This window comes from Thioalkalivibrio sp. ALJ4, from assembly GCF_000377225.1.
In the GTDB taxonomy this organism is placed as follows: Bacteria; Pseudomonadota; Gammaproteobacteria; order Ectothiorhodospirales; family Ectothiorhodospiraceae; genus Thioalkalivibrio.
Map to the genome: position 1 here is coordinate 71,088 of NZ_KB897918.1, position 15,176 is coordinate 86,263.

The 15,176-nt window shown below is 63.9% G+C and carries 15 protein-coding genes; 8 read left to right on the forward strand and 7 right to left on the reverse strand.

Annotated features, from left to right (window positions below; genetic code table 11):
* The first annotated feature begins 8 nt into the window (after window positions 1-8).
* Both C936_RS0106545 and C936_RS0106550 read left to right on the forward strand, forming a co-directional pair.
* Window positions 9-899 carry a CHAD domain-containing protein gene (locus C936_RS0106545; protein ID WP_018174565.1) on the forward strand — a complete coding sequence of 297 codons (891 nt, stop codon included), beginning with the start codon at window positions 9-11 and terminating at the stop codon, window positions 897-899.
* A gap of 174 nt (window positions 900-1,073) precedes the next feature.
* Complete coding sequence (locus tag C936_RS0106550) at window positions 1,074-2,825, forward strand: bifunctional diguanylate cyclase/phosphodiesterase (RefSeq protein ID WP_018174566.1); 1,752 nt, start codon at window positions 1,074-1,076, stop codon at window positions 2,823-2,825.
* Between the two features lie 36 nt (window positions 2,826-2,861).
* On the opposite strand, the gene C936_RS0106555 is transcribed toward C936_RS0106550, so the two are convergent.
* Window positions 2,862-3,191: a DUF3634 family protein gene (locus tag C936_RS0106555; RefSeq protein ID WP_018174567.1), complete on the reverse strand. Its 330-nt coding sequence runs from the start codon at window positions 3,189-3,191 to the stop codon at window positions 2,862-2,864.
* Between the two features lie 225 nt (window positions 3,192-3,416).
* Between C936_RS0106555 and C936_RS14235 the strand changes: the two genes are divergently transcribed.
* On the forward strand, window positions 3,417-3,773 hold the full coding sequence (locus C936_RS14235; protein WP_038038644.1) for a PilZ domain-containing protein: 357 nt from the start codon (window positions 3,417-3,419) through the stop codon (window positions 3,771-3,773).
* Window positions 3,774-4,295: 522 nt separating this feature from the next.
* Here the strand turns inward: C936_RS14235 and C936_RS14920 are convergent.
* A complete protein-coding gene (locus C936_RS14920) occupies window positions 4,296-4,943 on the reverse strand; it encodes a hypothetical protein (RefSeq protein ID WP_155988204.1) in 648 nt (215 codons plus the stop codon).
* Window positions 4,944-5,897: 954 nt separating this feature from the next.
* On the opposite strand from C936_RS14920, the gene katG reads away from it, so the two are divergent.
* Window positions 5,898-8,090, forward strand: coding sequence for a catalase/peroxidase HPI (gene katG / locus C936_RS0106565; protein WP_018174569.1), 2,193 nt, complete (start codon window positions 5,898-5,900; stop codon window positions 8,088-8,090).
* 217 nt (window positions 8,091-8,307) lie between these two features.
* Here the strand turns inward: katG and C936_RS15100 are convergent, their stop codons facing one another.
* Complete coding sequence (locus tag C936_RS15100; RefSeq protein WP_018138045.1) at window positions 8,308-8,433, reverse strand: hypothetical protein; 126 nt, start codon at window positions 8,431-8,433, stop codon at window positions 8,308-8,310.
* Window positions 8,434-8,829: 396 nt separating this feature from the next.
* Here C936_RS15100 and C936_RS0106575 point away from each other — a divergent pair, with 396 nt between their 5' ends.
* Window positions 8,830-9,204, forward strand: coding sequence for a PilZ domain-containing protein (locus tag C936_RS0106575; protein ID WP_018138046.1), 375 nt, complete (start codon window positions 8,830-8,832; stop codon window positions 9,202-9,204).
* Between the two features lie 233 nt (window positions 9,205-9,437).
* Here the strand turns inward: C936_RS0106575 and corA are convergent, their stop codons facing one another.
* Window positions 9,438-10,511 (reverse strand): magnesium/cobalt transporter CorA, encoded by a 1,074-nt coding sequence (gene corA, locus C936_RS0106580; RefSeq protein ID WP_018174570.1) that lies wholly within the window; start codon window positions 10,509-10,511, stop codon window positions 9,438-9,440.
* 138 nt (window positions 10,512-10,649) lie between these two features.
* Between corA and C936_RS0106585 the strand changes: the two genes are divergently transcribed.
* Both C936_RS0106585 and C936_RS0106590 read left to right on the forward strand, forming a co-directional pair.
* Window positions 10,650-11,135 (forward strand): universal stress protein, encoded by a 486-nt coding sequence (locus C936_RS0106585; RefSeq protein WP_018138048.1) that lies wholly within the window; start codon window positions 10,650-10,652, stop codon window positions 11,133-11,135.
* 16 nt (window positions 11,136-11,151) lie between these two features.
* Window positions 11,152-11,406, forward strand: a complete 255-nt coding sequence (locus tag C936_RS0106590) for a Smr/MutS family protein (RefSeq protein ID WP_018138049.1) — start codon at window positions 11,152-11,154, stop codon at window positions 11,404-11,406.
* 98 nt (window positions 11,407-11,504) lie between these two features.
* On the opposite strand, the gene C936_RS0106595 is transcribed toward C936_RS0106590, so the two are convergent.
* The gene (locus C936_RS0106595) at window positions 11,505-12,467 is read right to left on the reverse strand and encodes a patatin-like phospholipase family protein (RefSeq protein WP_018174571.1); all 963 of its coding nucleotides are present in this window, start codon (window positions 12,465-12,467) and stop codon (window positions 11,505-11,507) included.
* A 10-nt stretch (window positions 12,468-12,477) separates the two neighbouring features.
* Window positions 12,478-12,909, reverse strand: a complete 432-nt coding sequence (locus C936_RS0106600) for a hypothetical protein (RefSeq protein ID WP_018862951.1) — start codon at window positions 12,907-12,909, stop codon at window positions 12,478-12,480.
* A gap of 100 nt (window positions 12,910-13,009) precedes the next feature.
* Here C936_RS0106600 and C936_RS0106605 point away from each other — a divergent pair, with 100 nt between their 5' ends.
* Window positions 13,010-13,486: a YbhB/YbcL family Raf kinase inhibitor-like protein gene (locus C936_RS0106605; RefSeq protein WP_018174572.1), complete on the forward strand. Its 477-nt coding sequence runs from the start codon at window positions 13,010-13,012 to the stop codon at window positions 13,484-13,486.
* Between the two features lie 208 nt (window positions 13,487-13,694).
* On the opposite strand, the gene C936_RS0106610 is transcribed toward C936_RS0106605, so the two are convergent.
* Complete coding sequence (locus tag C936_RS0106610; RefSeq protein ID WP_018174573.1) at window positions 13,695-14,627, reverse strand: carbohydrate kinase family protein; 933 nt, start codon at window positions 14,625-14,627, stop codon at window positions 13,695-13,697.
* Window positions 14,628-15,176 lie beyond the last annotated feature (549 nt).

Here is a 15,176-nt window from a genome sequence, read left to right on the forward strand (position 1 = left end):
GGCCCGCCATGGCATTCGAATTCGAGCGCAGGGAATCCGTTTCGGCAGGTGTCCGCCGCGTGGCGCGCGAGGAGATGTCCAGCGCCGAGGCGGAGCTGCTGGACGTCAGGATGCCCGCTGACCGGGCGGTACACGAGACCCGCAAGCGGCTGAAGCGGTTGCGGGCGTTGCTGCGTCTGGTCGAGCCGCAGTTGCCCCGACAGGACTTTCGCGACACGAACCGGACCCTGCGGGATCTGGGCCGGGCACTGTCCGGCGCCCGTGATTCGGCGGTCATCCTGGCGACGCTGCGTGACCTGGCGACCGCCCCGGGAGCTCCCTCCATAGAATCGCTGCATGGCTATCTCGCCGAGCAGTATGGCGCAGGGCAGGCAGGGGACGATCAACTCGCGGCGCAGCGTCAGGAAGTGGCCGCGGTGCTGCAGGAGCTCCAGTCCGGGATGGCCGCCCTGCCGTTGCGCGGCAAGGGGTTTGCACTGATCGCGCCCGGGCTTGAGAAGACCTATCGGCGCGGGCGCGAGGCGCTGCGGGTTGCGCTCTTGGATCGGGATGACGAATGCTGGCACGCGTGGCGCAAGCGGGCCAAGGCGCACTGGATCCAGATGCGCCTGCTGCGTCCTATGTGGCCGGAGATGATGAAATCGCAGGACGGGGCCCTGGAGGCACTTTCCGACCGGCTCGGCGACGATCATGACCTGACCGTGGTGGACGTGGTGCTGGCGGGCCTGCCCGAGGGCGTGATGGCGCCCGAGGCCATCGCCACGCTGCGCGACCGGATCGCCGAGCGGAAGGCCTCCCTGCGGGCCCGCGTGATTCCTCTGGGTCAGCGCCTGTATGCCGAGAAGCCCAAGGCGTTGCGAAAGCGGCTGCACGCCTACTGGCGCGTGTGGCGTCCCTGAACCACTTCCGCGACGCCAGGCGCACGGGGCATTGGTGGAAGCGGGGTGTCGATGCCTGCAGCGCCTGAGGATGGGTATCCCTTCTGGATGCTTCTTGTCGCTGATCTGTCACGGGGCCGTCACAGTGTTGCTTCAGGATCTGTCAGCGCTCTGCGACTAGAGAGAGTCCCGGTTGTGATCGAGGTGCTGGCCGAAGAAAGCGGGGAGGCGCGCGCGCTCCGGGCAATCATTGCCGACGAGCGGCTGACGGTGAACTTCCAGCCCATCGTCGACACCAGTCGCCAGACCATCCACGGCTACGAGGCGCTGGTGCGTGGCCCCGAGTCTTCCTCCCTGCATTCGCCGGTGCATCTTTTCGAGGTGGCCACGCAGACGGGGCTTCTGGTCGAGCTGGACCTGCTCTGTCGGCGTCTGGCCATCCAGCGTTTCGTCGCGCTTGGTCTGCCGGGGCGGCTCTTTCTCAACGTGATGCCGACCACCATCGTCGAGCGCGACTTTCGTGAAGGGCTGACCCTGAGCTTTCTGCGGGATGCGGATCTCGCGCCCAACCGGGTGGTGATCGAGCTGACCGAACACATGCCCATCCAGGACTACGAGCTGATGCACCAGGCCGTGGCCCACTACCGCGAGATGGGCTTTCATGTGGCACTGGATGACCTCGGTGCCGGGCACTCCAGCCTGCGGCACTGGTCGGAACTCCGCCCCGACTTCGTCAAGCTCGATCGCCATTTCGTGGCCGGCATCGACCAGGCGCCTGCCAAGCGCGAGTTCCTGCGTTCCATTCTCGATGTGGCGCGCAGCCTCGACTGCCAGCTGATCGTCGAGGGCATCGAGACCGAGGAAGAGCACCGTTGCCTGTGGGAGCTCGATCGCGGCCTGTCACTCTTTCAGGGGTTCTTCTTCGCCCGGCCCAGCGCGACCCCGCCCTTGAGTATCGAGCGACTGCTGCCCGGTCATGTCCCGAGGCGCACCGAGGGCACGCGGCTGGCCTCGAGCATCGCGCACCGCGTGGTCGAGGTCCCTCCCGATCTGTCCGTACCGGCCGTGATCGAGCGCTTTCGCCAGGATCCGACGCTGCGCTGCGTGCCGGTCGTCGAGCGTGGCCGGCCGGTAAGCGTGGTGCGGCGCGATGCCTTCTTGATTCTCTTCACCAACCCGTTCAGTCATTCCCTCTATAGCAATCGCCGGATCGGCGAACTGGCTGATCCGAGCATGCTGGTCTTCACGGACGATACGCCGCTGGCGAAGCTCAGCCAGAGCATCACCGGCAGTCAGGACGAACGGCACAGCGACTTCGTCATCGTGGATGGTGAGGGCCACTACCGCGGCATGGGAAACATCGTCGACCTGTTGCGCGAGATCACCGAGATCCAGATCCGGCAGGCGCGTCACGCCAACCCGCTCACGGGTTTGCCCGGCAACATGCTGATCAACGAGGCCCTGGAGCGGTGGCTGGTCGAAGGCAGGCCCTTTGTGGCGCTGTACTGCGACCTGGACAACTTCAAGGCCTTCAACGACGCCTATGGTTATGCCCGCGGCGACCGCCTGCTGATCGCGCTGGCCCGGCTGATGCAGGCTCAGGTCGGAGATGAGGACTTCGTGGGGCACGTAGGGGGTGACGACTTCATGCTCCTGCTGATGGCAGAAGGCTGGGAAGCGACGTGCCAGCGCATCCTTGAGCGCTTCGCGGCGGTGGTTCCAGAGTTCTACGACCGCCCCGACCTCAAGGCCGGGGGGCTGCGCGCCGAGAATCGCCAGGGCGTCGAGGTGTTCTTCCCGCTCGTTACCCTCTCGCTGGCGGCGCGTCCCGTGCTGCCAGGAGGGTTGGAGAACGCCCTGGATATCGCCACCGAGTTGTCCGAGCTCAAGACCCAGGCGAAGAAGCAGATGGGCAACAGCCTGTTCGTGGACCGGCGTATCCGCTGACAGCGTGGCATCGCCTGGCCGCGAGCCGGCACGGCGCTATCCGGTCGCGCGCATGCCGCCACCTCCGCCGCCCGGCGGGGGTGTCCAGACGTTGCGAAAGGCCTGGTGCGTCTTTTCCGGCAGATCGCGGGAGAAGCGCAGCTGAACACCCGTGTCGGTGCGCACCGCGGCGATCCGGCCCCGCTTGACCCCGAACTGGCGTGCCACGTCCTCGCAGCCACGCACAAAGCCGGCCGGGGGCTTGCCGCGTCGCACGTGGGCCTTGCCATCGCGCAGCTCCACCGAGAACACCTGCCGCGCATGCCAGAGCATCACCGCGACACCCAGGCCCAGCAACAAGAGCATGATCAACAGCGCAAGAAGCATTACCAAATGGGGCGCCAAATGGGACGAGAATCGACGCCCAGTGTAGCGCACGCCATCCTGCGTCGATCGCATTTCACAGCGGCGAGCAGGGGTCTCCCTATGTGTGCGGGGCTAAGTGCGGACGGTTCCGCATCGCCCGCGAGCCGGGGCCAGACGCATGTACTACAGCCCAAAGAAAGACACGAACATGCCGTAGCGGAATGAGCTGCGGAGGGAGTGTGGCCAATGGAGCTTCGTGAAGGGCGTCGCAGGGCGATCGGCATGACCGCCGAGGTACAGACTCGATCCGGTGCCCCAGGGTATCGCGCCCGTGGACGGGTCCGGGATGTCAGCCTCAGCGGGTTGTACCTGGAGTTGCCGGTTTCAGGTCTCTCCGAGAATTCCAGAGTGCGGCTGATCGTAAGCCCGGAAGAAGCGCCCGACGGCCGCACCCATGTCTGGCATTGCATCGTCATGCGCCTGGACGAGAACGGCGCTGGCGTGATGTTCGAAACCGAAGACCCGACCAACGTAGACGGCCTCCTGGACCTCATGCGCGAGCGCATCGGACTCCCACCCATGAAGCGCTCCTTTCGGGGGTGAAACGCCTCGTTCGAGGGCTAGAAACGGCCTCTAGAGAACGAAAGTACCGTTCCTGCAGCGAGTTGCCGTGGTCCGACCCCGTCATGCCGTTGTTCTGATTGGATCAGCCGCCGCCTCATGCCAGATTACTGGTTGAACCACATTGAGCCTATCCACAACAAAAAGACGCCAACAAGAACGCCAACCAAAAACTTCGCAAAATGCGAATGAACGAAGTTCGCTGGTGTGCGAATAATCATCACTGTCCAATGATACTTTGGCGCTTCGGGCTTTTCAAAACCCTCACTAGGTTTGTATACGCCCATGTTTCTCCGAAGTTTCTGCCGATCCGACTCCCCGCCATGCCACCAAATTTGAACCATACGACGAAAACTTACGCTATCCTGTTTTTGCGGATTTTGGTCAATCATTTCTCATACCGAATTCTAGGGGGTCACGTTGGTGATGAGGTTCGCCTGAGGGTGATCTATTGGGGTGGATGCGAAAATTAAAGTGGTCACAATCGGACTCGATCGACCTTATCTAGGGCTCATCGCGTTTGCGCATTTCGCGATAAGCCAGCGATGTAAGCTTAAGGTAAAAATCCAACAGTAAACTGCGCTTCGCCAGTTCTATGATCATATTAGAGTAAACCTTTTCCCGGTCCTGATCGTAATCGCGGACTAGCGATAGCTTGACGCCGGGTGCACGGTAGTTTACTTCGGTTTGTGTTGGCACATTCGCCATCCGAAGATGACCACGGATCTCGTCTCCGGGGTTCAGGAATGGAGCAACCAGCCGAATACAACCCTCGCTCTCCAATGAGACTACAACGTCATTTGTTCCGAGTCCTTCAAAGTTCGTTTGCGGGGTGTTCCCACCGAAAATCTCGACACCACCTCGGGTTTTAATACGCATGTCAATGTCGTCTATAACAGCGTTTCCTGTATTCGCGATGTAATAGTCGATCGTGCTAACAGTCTCGGCTGGAATCCCCCTAACTGTAATTGATACGGCATCTCGAACAGAGTCGTGGACGTCAATAAGCTTGATGGGACGTGACAATCGAACCGACAGCTCCTTGCGTTCTCTGCTTCGAAGGTGTATCGCGAAAGCGATTGCCCCAGAAACGATAGCCCCCGCAATAGCGCCCCCTGTCGCGAATATTCCGTTAATCATCTCCGGTGGCATTGTTGGTCCCTAAGGGTGTTTGGGTAGCGCACATGGATGTTGGCTAAGCGTGCGCGTGTTTAATTGAACATTGGACCGAGCGAGAGGGTTGAGTGAACCCAATAAACTCAGTGGCGTGCGTCGGAAGAGTGGTGTTGTGTACTGAGTTACCTTTCGGCGGTGTAAACGGCGTTTGGAGCGTGGGACGGGCGGACAGGCGTCGGCGGGGCGGGTCGTTGGGTGTGCCAGGCGGCAACGGTAGGGTTGACCGGGCGCTTGTTCTCGCGGCAGCGGTCGAGAAAGACGTCCGCGTGTCCCAGCACAGCGATGAAGGCGTGGCCGGATGTTTCTGCGGGTCCGCGTGGGTCGGTGGTCCGTCCATGTGACGTAGGTCCGTTTGCGCTGGAGAATTACCTTACCGTTTCTGAGTTTCGATGTCGTGTAGCCGGGTGTGGGGGGCTTTCGGCGTCTGGTTGTGCTCGGTGAGCACCTCAGCGTGGGCGTCGCGCGACGTGGGGGATTTTGTGGCTTGCGGTGAGGGATCCCGGCTCTCCGCTTCGCTTCGGCCGGGATGACGGGGGATCCGTTGCGTAGTGCTCGGGGTGCCGAGATGGGCGGTGCGGGGAGTTCGGGATGAACGGGTGGCGGGTGTGCTGGTCGGACTGGGTAACTGCATCTGTGGATGATGAAGGTGAGCGGGACAGGGATATTGGTGAGGGCCTGCATTGGCCGTTGCGCTCTGCGCGCAATCCTCAGCACTCGTTGACGCGATAACCGCTGGCTATCGCCGGGATGGGCAATCTCAACTGGTACCCATGACGCCTGGGGCCTACCTTCATAGAGAGACGGGCAGCAAGCCGTTCTTCGGCCGGTTGGAATCCGGAGTGGAATGGCTCGCGGCCCTAAAGAAAGCCATTGCCGTGTAGACGGATGGCGGTTTCCGAAAGACGAACGAACACGCTCAACGCAGCGAACATGGAGAACGACATGGGTGAGCAGCAGAACATGGGCAAGTGCCCGGTCATGCACGGTGGCCAGACCACCGAGGGCCACTCCGTCACGGAGTGGTGGCCGGAGTCGCTAAATCTGGACATCCTGCATCAGCATGACCGCAAGACGAACCCGATGGGCGAGGACTTCGACTATCGGGAAGAGGTGAAGAAGCTCGACTTCGAGGCCCTGAAGAAGGACATGCACGCGCTGCTGACCGAGAGCCAGGCGTGGTGGCCGGCTGACTGGGGTCACTACGGCGGGCTGATGATCCGCATGTCCTGGCATGCGGCGGGTACCTACCGGATCGCCGATGGCCGGGGTGGCGGTGGCACCGGCAACCAGCGCTTCGCGCCGATCAACAGCTGGCCGGACAACGCGAGCCTGGACAAGGCGCGCCGCTTGCTGTGGCCGCTCAAGAAGAAGTACGGCAACAAGATTAGCTGGGCCGACCTGATCATCCTGGCCGGTAATGTGGCCTACGAGAACATGGGTCTGAAGACCTTCGGCTTTTCCTTCGGACGCGAGGACATCTGGCACCCCGAGAAGGACACCTACTGGGGGGCGGAGAAGGAGTGGCTGGCGCCCTCCGACGAGCGCTACGGCGACGTCGAAAAGCCCAACACCATGGAGAACCCGCTGGCGGCCGTGCAGATGGGTCTGATCTACGTGAACCCGGAAGGGGTCAACGGCAAGCCTGATCCGCTGAAGACCGGCGAGCAGGTGCGCGAGACCTTCGCCCGCATGGCGATGAACGACGAGGAAACCGCGGCACTGACCGCCGGCGGCCACACCGTGGGCAAGTGCCACGGCAACGGCGATGCCGGCGCGCTGGGGCCGGAACCGGAAGGCGCCGATGTCGAGGAGCAGGGCTTCGGCTGGAAGAACCCCAACATGCAGGGCAAGGCCGCGAACGCCATCACCTCCGGCATCGAGGGAGCCTGGACCAAGAACCCGACCCAGTTCGACATGGGCTACTTCGAAGCCCTGCTCGACCACGAGTGGGAGCTCAAGAAGAGCCCGGCCGGCGCCTGGCAGTGGGAGCCGGTGGACATGAAGGAGGAAGACAAGCCGGTCGACGCCACGGATCCGTCCATCCGCCATAACCCGATCATGACCGATGCGGATATGGCGATGAAGATGGACCCCGTCTACCGCAAGTACATGGACGCGTTCCGCAAGGACGCCGAGTACTTCAAGGACTGCTTCGCCCGCGCCTGGTTCAAGCTGATCCACCGCGATATGGGCCCGAAGACCCGTTACATCGGGCCGGACGCGCCGGAGGAAGATCTGATCTGGCAGGACCCGGTGCCGGCCGGCAACACCGACTACTCCGTGGAGGCCGCCAAGCAGAAGATCGCCGCGAGCGGGCTGAGCATTGCCGAGATGGTCGCGACCGCCTGGGACAGCGCCCGTACCTTCCGTGGCTCCGATATGCGCGGTGGTGCCAACGGTGCCCGCATCCGCCTGGCGCCGCAGAAGGACTGGGAAGGCAACGAGCCCGAGCGCCTGGCCCGTGTGCTCAAGGTCTACGAGCAGATCTCCGCCGAGACCGGGGCCAGCGTGGCCGACCTGATCGTGCTGGGTGGTAGCGTGGGCATCGAGCAGGCGGCCCGGGCGGCCGGTCACGATGTGCTGGTGCCGTTCATCCCGGGCCGGGGTGACGCCAGCGCCGAGATGACCGACGCCGACTCCTTCGAGCCGCTGGAGCCGCTGGCCGATGGCTTCCGCAACTGGCTGAAGAAGGACTACGTGGTCAAGCCGGAAGAGATGCTGCTCGACCGGGCCCAGTTGATGGGGCTGACCGCGCCGGAGATGACCGTGCTGATCGGCGGTATGCGCGTGCTGGGCACCAACCATGGTGGCAGCCAGCATGGTGTGTTCACCGACCGTGAAGGTCAGCTGACGAACGACTTCTTCGTCAACCTGACCGACATGGCCTACGCCTGGCAGCCCGCGGGCAACGGCGTGTACGAGGTGCGCGATCGCCAGGGCGATCAGGTGAAGTGGACGGCCAGCCGCATCGACCTGGTGTTTGGTTCCAACTCCATCCTGCGTAGCTACGCCGAGGTGTACGCCCAGGATGACAACGAGGAGAAGTTCGTGAGGGACTTCATCCAGGCCTGGACCAAGGTCATGAACGCCGACCGCTTCGACCTGGAGCAGTACCAGCAGTAAGGCCCGAGCCGGGCGGTTCGCCCGGTTCAGATCAAAAGGCGCCCGGGGTTATCCCGGGCGCCTTTTTGTTGCGCAGTGCGAAACCTCTCGGCGTGCCCCCGACGCCCGGGCCGCCCAGGGGGATCGCCACGTCGCTGCGCTCCTCGCATGACGGTGCTTCTCTTACCCGTCATTGCAAGGTCCCGCAGGGGCCGCGGCAATCGGCGGGAGCGACCCGCTATCCGGTCGCGCGCATGCCGCCGCCATCGCACAACTCGACCGAAAACACCTGCCTTGCGTGCCACAGCATCAGCGCGACGCCAAGGCCCAGCAGGGCGAACACGATCCGCAACGTGAGCAGCATGGTGGGTAGCGGCACCGAACGGGCTGGGGTTGGCGGCCGAGTGAAGCGTATGCCATCCGGTGCCCCTTGCCTCCCGCTGTCACCACCTTCGGAGTTGATGCGGCAGGTGGTCTGCCAACAGAACGGTGGGCGCACTTTTTCCCATTCGCTGGGGGGCTGGCCGTGCCTGGTACCCCGGGGGGAATTTCTGGAGCTAAACGCGCCTTACAGGACCACAAAACTGCCACTGCTCTGTATAAAACCTATTGAATTCAATTTACTACCGTAGCCTTATCCCGTCTTGAGTCTTGGTGCCCGGAGTGTCCGGCACCGTTAACTCCCTATCCGGATGCATTAGAGTCTGGGGCCGCGAAACGACAATCCAGTGCCCGATGGGGCCAAGACGGGAGTTAGATAATGGATCTTCGAGAGGGGCGTCGCAGGGCCGTCCGTGTGGAAGCCGAGGTGGAGACTCTGGCCGGCGACTCTGAGTACAGAGCAAGCGGCCGGGTCCGCGATGTCAGCCTTAGCGGGTTGTATCTGGAACTGACGGATTCGGTTGTCTCGAAAAATACGAGACTGCGGCTGACCGTGAGCCCGGAGGAGTCCGGGGATGACCGGGCCCACGTCTGGCATTGCATCGTGATGCGGCTGGATGAGCACGGCGTGGGAGCGATGTTCGAGCCTGAAGATCCGTTTGCGGTCGATGGCCTGCTGGATCTGATGCGCGAGAGTATTGGCCTCCGCTCGGTCCAGGATGGTCCGCGGCATGACAGTCTCTGTACACCGTAGACACCACGGGATCACACCTGGCCGTTTGTTCTCGGGACCGACCAGGCGCAAGAGACAAGGCCCGATCCTGGAACCCAAAAGGCGCTTCAAGACATAGGCTTACCATGTTCCGGCCCGCTATTGTCCCCATTGGAGTGACGGGGTAAGGGTTGCAGGAGACCAGCCCTCTGGCCGATCCGGCGCAGGCAGAATCCTATCGGCCAGAGGGCTGGCCTCCTGCAGGTGATTGGGGGTTACAGCCAGCGGCGGCGGCGGAACAGGTAGAGCATGCCGAGGACGATGGCGAGCATGATGCCGAGCAGTACGGGATAGCCGTAATAGGTGTAGAGCTCGGGCATCGACCACGGGCTGTCGGGGTGGTCGAAGTTCATGCCGTAGATGCCGACGATGAACGTGAGCGGGATGAAGATGGTGGCGATGATGGTGAGCACGCGGATCACGTCGTTGGAGCGCTGGTTCACGGCCGAGAGGTAGGCCTCGATCAGGCTGGAGGCCATGTCACGGTAGGACTCCAGCAGGTCCATGATCTGGATAGTGTGATCGTGGACGTCACGCAGCCAGGGCATCATCTCGGGGCCGAACGGGTCCTGGTCGTCGCGCATCAGGCGGGTGATCACGTCGCGCGTGGGCCAGAGCTGGCGGCGCAGCACCAGCAGCTCGCGGCGCACGACATGGATGCGGCTCAGGGTGTCGTGGTTGGGCTGCGAGAGCACGCGTTCTTCCAGGTCTTCGATGCGGTCGCCCAGTTTCTCCATCAGCGGGAAGGCCTGGTCCACGACGACATCCATGAGGGCATAGGCCAGGTACGGGGTTCCCAGGCGGTTGAAGTTGCGGTTGGTGCCGCGCATGCGCTGGCGGATGGGCTCGAACGGGTCGGTCTCGCCGCTGTGCACGCTGATCACGAACTGCGGGTGCACGAACAGGTTGAACTGCTCCAGGCGCACGCTATCGCCGTCCAGCTGCGGCTGGTTGAGGATGATCACCGCATAATCGCCAAAGTAGTCGAGCTTGGGGCGCTGGCCGCGATGGCGTACGTCCTCCAGCGCCAGCGGGTGCAGCCCGAAGGCCTCGGCCAGTTGCTGAAGCTGGCGTGGGCCGGGTGTGCCCTGGAAGTGCAGCCAGACGAATCCGTCCACCGGCGCACCTTCATGCATCACGGTTTCCGGGTCCTGGGAGTTCAGTTGTTCGTTGTGGTAGTGCCAGGCGGAAACTACGGCCTCGGAAGGGTGAGGGTGTTCGTGAGCGTGCACCCCGTGGCCCGGGGCCGTGCCGGGTTGCGGGTAGGTCTTCTCGAACAGTCGTGTCATGGGTTCTTCCGGGGCTGTGTTGTCCCGAGTATAGGGCGTTGACGGGCGCAGACGACACGCGGATGCGGTGGCGCGGCGACTCTGGCAGGCTGGGGCACTGGGCCAGCGCGATGGCCTGTAACGAGGAGCGCGGAGCCGATGGAACTGAAGACCATGCTGGTGCCGGTGGACGGCTCGGCCAACGCCTGGCGCGCGGTGGAAGTGGCAGCGGATCTGGCCGCCAAGTATCAGACGCGGGTGGTGCTGGTCAGCGTGCTGCTGCAGGGCGAGGTGCCGCCGCATATCCGCAAGCTGTCGGAGCTGCCCGATCCGGACGACCCGCCCCTGGCGGTCGGCGGTGCAGCCATTGGATCCGCGGTGCCGCCCAAGGTGTTGCGCGACATAGCGAAAAAGCTGGTGGAACAGGCGCACGAGTACTTCGCCGAGCTGGGCGTGACGGATATCGGCCATCATATCGAGGACGGCTCGCCCGCGAAGGTGATCCTGCAGCAGGCCGAGTACCACGATGTGGACATGATTGTGATGGGCTCGCGCGGGCTGGGCGGGTTGCAGGGACTGCTGGCCGGCAGTGTGTCGCACAAGGTGCAGCAGCTGGCGCGCTGCATCGTGGTGACGGTGAACTGAGCGCCGCTGGTTAGCGATGTCACGACTGTCCATCGACCTGCACGAGTGCTTTCGTAACGGGCGCAAGATCGATGCGGCGCTCAACGGCGCAATCGAAGAGGCCTGCGACAAGCGCATCAAGACGGTGGAGATCATCCACGGCAAGGGCAGCGGGCAACTGAAAAAGCGCGTGCTGCGTTTCCTGCAGCAGCCGGAGATCAAGCAGCGCTACCATCGGGTGGAGAAGGATTCGAAGAACCACGGCCGCCTGTTCGTGCATTTCAAGCACTGAGCAGGCCGTTTCGCCTTTCCTGTAGGAGGCCAGCCCTCTGGCCGACGGGTTTTGCCGGCGCCGGATCGGCCAGAGGGCTGGCCTCCTACAAAGGCGGGCTAGCGTTGTTGGTCCCCCAGGCTGCGTTCGGCGAGGTGGTAGCCGAGTTCGATCATCTCGCGGGCGCGGTGGAAGTCGAAGATGCCGCAGGCGTTTACGGGCACCTCGATCAGGTGTTCGGGGTTGTAGGCGGCGATGCGAAAGCGCGCGATCGAGCCCTGCATGGCCTCAATGGAGTGGGAGACGACGTCGATCATGCTGAGCGCTCGGGCCTCCTGCGCGCGGCTCATGCCGTCGGTCGTGGAGCCCAGGCCCAGCTTGCCTGGCCAGTCCTGTAGCCAGCCGCCGACCCGGTCCGGCAATACGTCCTGCAGCCGCTGATTCAGGCGGCTGCGTCCCAGTTTTTCGGCCTCGACGTCATCGAAGGCATTGGGGCGGGTGACGCGCGTGAGTTCGTCGCCCATGCGCCCGTTCATGCTGACGGCCACGGTGATGTCGGTGTGGTCGTTCAGGGTCGGCGCGATGGGTACCGGGTTCAGCAGGGCGCCATCCACCAGCAGCCGTCCGCGATGGCGCACCGGGGTGAACACGGTGGGGATGGCGATGGAGGCGCGAATGGCGTTGAACAGCGAGCCGGAGTTCAGCCAGACCTCGCGTTCGCGCTCGATGTCGGTGGCCACCGCGGTAAAGGAGATCGACAGCTCTTCGATGTCGATGTCGCCCAGCATGTCGCGCAGTTTGCCGATCAGGCGGTCGCCCCGGATCAGCCCGGCACCGCGAAACGAGAAGTCCAGCAGCCGCCAGACATCCTGACGGCGAAGGGTCTTTACCCAGTCCTCGTAGATGTCCAGTTTGCCCGCTGCGTAGATGCCGCCGATCAGGGCGCCCATGGAGGCACCCGAGATGGAGCGAATGCGGTAGTCGGAGTGCTCCTCCAGCCAGCGGATGACCCCGATCTGCGCCAGGCCGCGGGCGCCGCCGCTTCCCAGTACGAGCGAAATCGACTGTTCGTGATCGTCCATCGTCGGGTCGCTAGGAAGAGGCGTCGCTCAGCAGGAAGTCGTGCAGGGTTCGGGCGGACTCCGTGGCCGACTCTTCCAGGCGCACCTGCCACACGGCCACTGGGTGTTCCGGCGACCATTCGCTGATCACCACCAGCCCCGAATAGACGTTCGTGCCGCGGACCGTACCGACGGTGACGCGCCCGGTATCGTCGCCGAACAGGCGGACTTCGAACTCCGAACCGGGCGTGGGCAGGGACCAGTACCCGTTCTGCCCCGTCTCGCGGAATTCTTCGTCGGAGGGATGCACCGCCTCGCCAAAGTGGCGGCGCAACAGTGGTACGGCGAGGCGGTGGGGCAGGCCCAGCACGGTCTCGATCCCCGAGCGGCCGCGGTCGATCGCGCGCGCAGCCCCGGTTAGGGGGTCTTCTCGGCCCAGCCAGCGTTTTACAGCATTCAGCATGCCCTCGATGATCCGCGTGACGGCGGGCGGCTGCAACCGGTTGGTGCGGGCCCGGGGCGCGCGTTAGGGTGGCGGGTACGCATTGATCAGGAGATTGGCGATGGGTTTTGCACTGTCCGACCTGCAGCTGTCCAGTTCCGCGTTCGGTCCTGGCCAGCCGATCCCGAAGCGCCATACGGGCGAGGGCGAGGACACCTCGCCAGCGCTCAAGTGGAGCAACCTTCCGCAGGAGACGCGTTCGCTGGCCGTCATCTGCCATGATCCGGATGCCCCGCTGATCAAGTCCGGCACCTACGGCTTTGTGCACTGGGTGCTGTACAACCTGCCGCCGGATACCGACGGCCTGCCCGAGGCGGCGAAGCTGGGCGATGTCGGCGAGAACGACTTTGGCGGCACCGGCTACGGCGGCCCGATGCCTCCCGAGGGCCACGGCAAGCATCATTATTTCTTCTGGCTGCTGGCGCTGGACCGCGACCTGCAGCTCCCCGCCGGCCTCACGCTCTGGCAGTTCCTGGAGCGTGCCGAGCCCCACGTGATCGGGATGAACCGCCTGGTCGGCACCTACCAGCGCGACTAGCCCTGGAGTCACAGTTCTTATTGTAGGAGCCGCCTTGGCGGCGAAGCCCCTGCCAGAGCCGGGCGCAGGCAGGGGCTTCGCGTGCAAGCACGCTCCCACGGGGCAGGGGTCGGAGCGGGTGCCATCCACAAAAAAGGCCCGGACCGAGGAAACTCGGGCCGGGCCTTTTGCGTTCCCGGGCGGAGTGCCCGGGGCGGCGTGAGGTCGCTTAGTAGCGGTAGCCGAAGGCCTTTTCGAACTTGTCGGCAAATTCGGCGGCGGTGAAGTGGTGGTTCTGGGTGCCGGAGTGGGCGATCTTGATCGAGCCGATCAGCGAGGCGATGCGGCCGGTGGTTTCCCAGTCGTAGCCCTGTTCCAGGCCGAACAGGATGCCGGCGCGGTAGGAGTCGCCACAGCCGGTCGGGTCCTTGATCGCGGCCGGTTCGACCGACGGGATGGTGATCTTCTTGCCGCCGGTGTAGATGTCGGAGCCCTCGCCACCGCGGGTGACGATCATTGCGTCGACCATCTCGGCCATCTGCTCCAGGCTCAGGCCGGTGCGGTCGGAGGTCAGCTGCGCTTCGTAGTCATTGAACGCGGCATAGGTCGCCTGTTCCATGAAGCGCTTCAGGTCGTCGCCGTCGAACATCGGCAGGCCCTGGCCCGGGTCGAACATGAACGGGATGCCGGCCTCGGCGAACTGCTGGGCGTGCTCGATCATGCCGTCACGGCCGTCCGGGGAGACGATGCCGACCTTGATGCCGTCGGCCTCGGTGACCTTCTGCTGGTGCGAGAAGCCCATTGCGCCCGGGTGGAACGCGGTGATCTGGTTGTCGTCCTGGTCCGTGGTGATGAACGCCTGACCGGTGTAGGTGTCGTTCAGCTCCTTGATGTGCTTGCGCGAGATGCTGTGCTTGTCCATCCAGTCGGCATAGGGGGCGAAGTCGCCGCCGACGGTGGCCATGATGGTCGGCTCGCCGCCCAGCAGCTTCATGTTGTAGGCGATGTTGCCGGCGCACCCGCCGAACTCGCGACGCATGTCCGGGACCAGGAAGGACACGTTCAGCATGTGCACCTTGTCCGGCAGGATGTGGTTCTTGAAGCGGTCGGGGAACACCATGATGGTGTCGTACGCGATGGACCCACAGATGAGTGCGGACATGTTGACTCCTTGCGTTGTTGAAACGGGTTGGCATGGCACCGCTTGTGGTGCCAAAACGGCTCTGCGGCGCGCGATTTCGGGATGCTCGGCGCGTCTGCGGCAGGCCGGACGGTGCGCATAGGGTAAATATTTGGGCGCAAAACAACAAATCGGGGGCCCCCGCGACGCCGTTCGTGCCACCGTCATCGCGAGTCGCGAAGCGAGGTGGCGATCTCCGGTCGAAGCCACCTGTTCCTGCGTGCAGACAGCTTTGGCCGATTGCCACGTCGCCTTCGGCTCCTCGCAATGACTTTGCTTTTGCCCCCCCGTCATTGCGAGGGGCGCAGCGACGAAGCAACCTCCGAAAGCTGGCGGGGCGTCCACGATTCGCCCTGGCTGACAGCCTCAGGAGATTATTCGCTTCGCTCTCCATGCGGGCCGGCCTGCGGCCATTCAACGCGCTGCGCGCGTTTGTGCCACGGCCCCTGAAGGGGCCTCGCAATAACGGGACAGGAAACAACGTCATCGCGAGGAGCCGAAGGCGACGTGGCGATCTCCGGGCGTAACCCC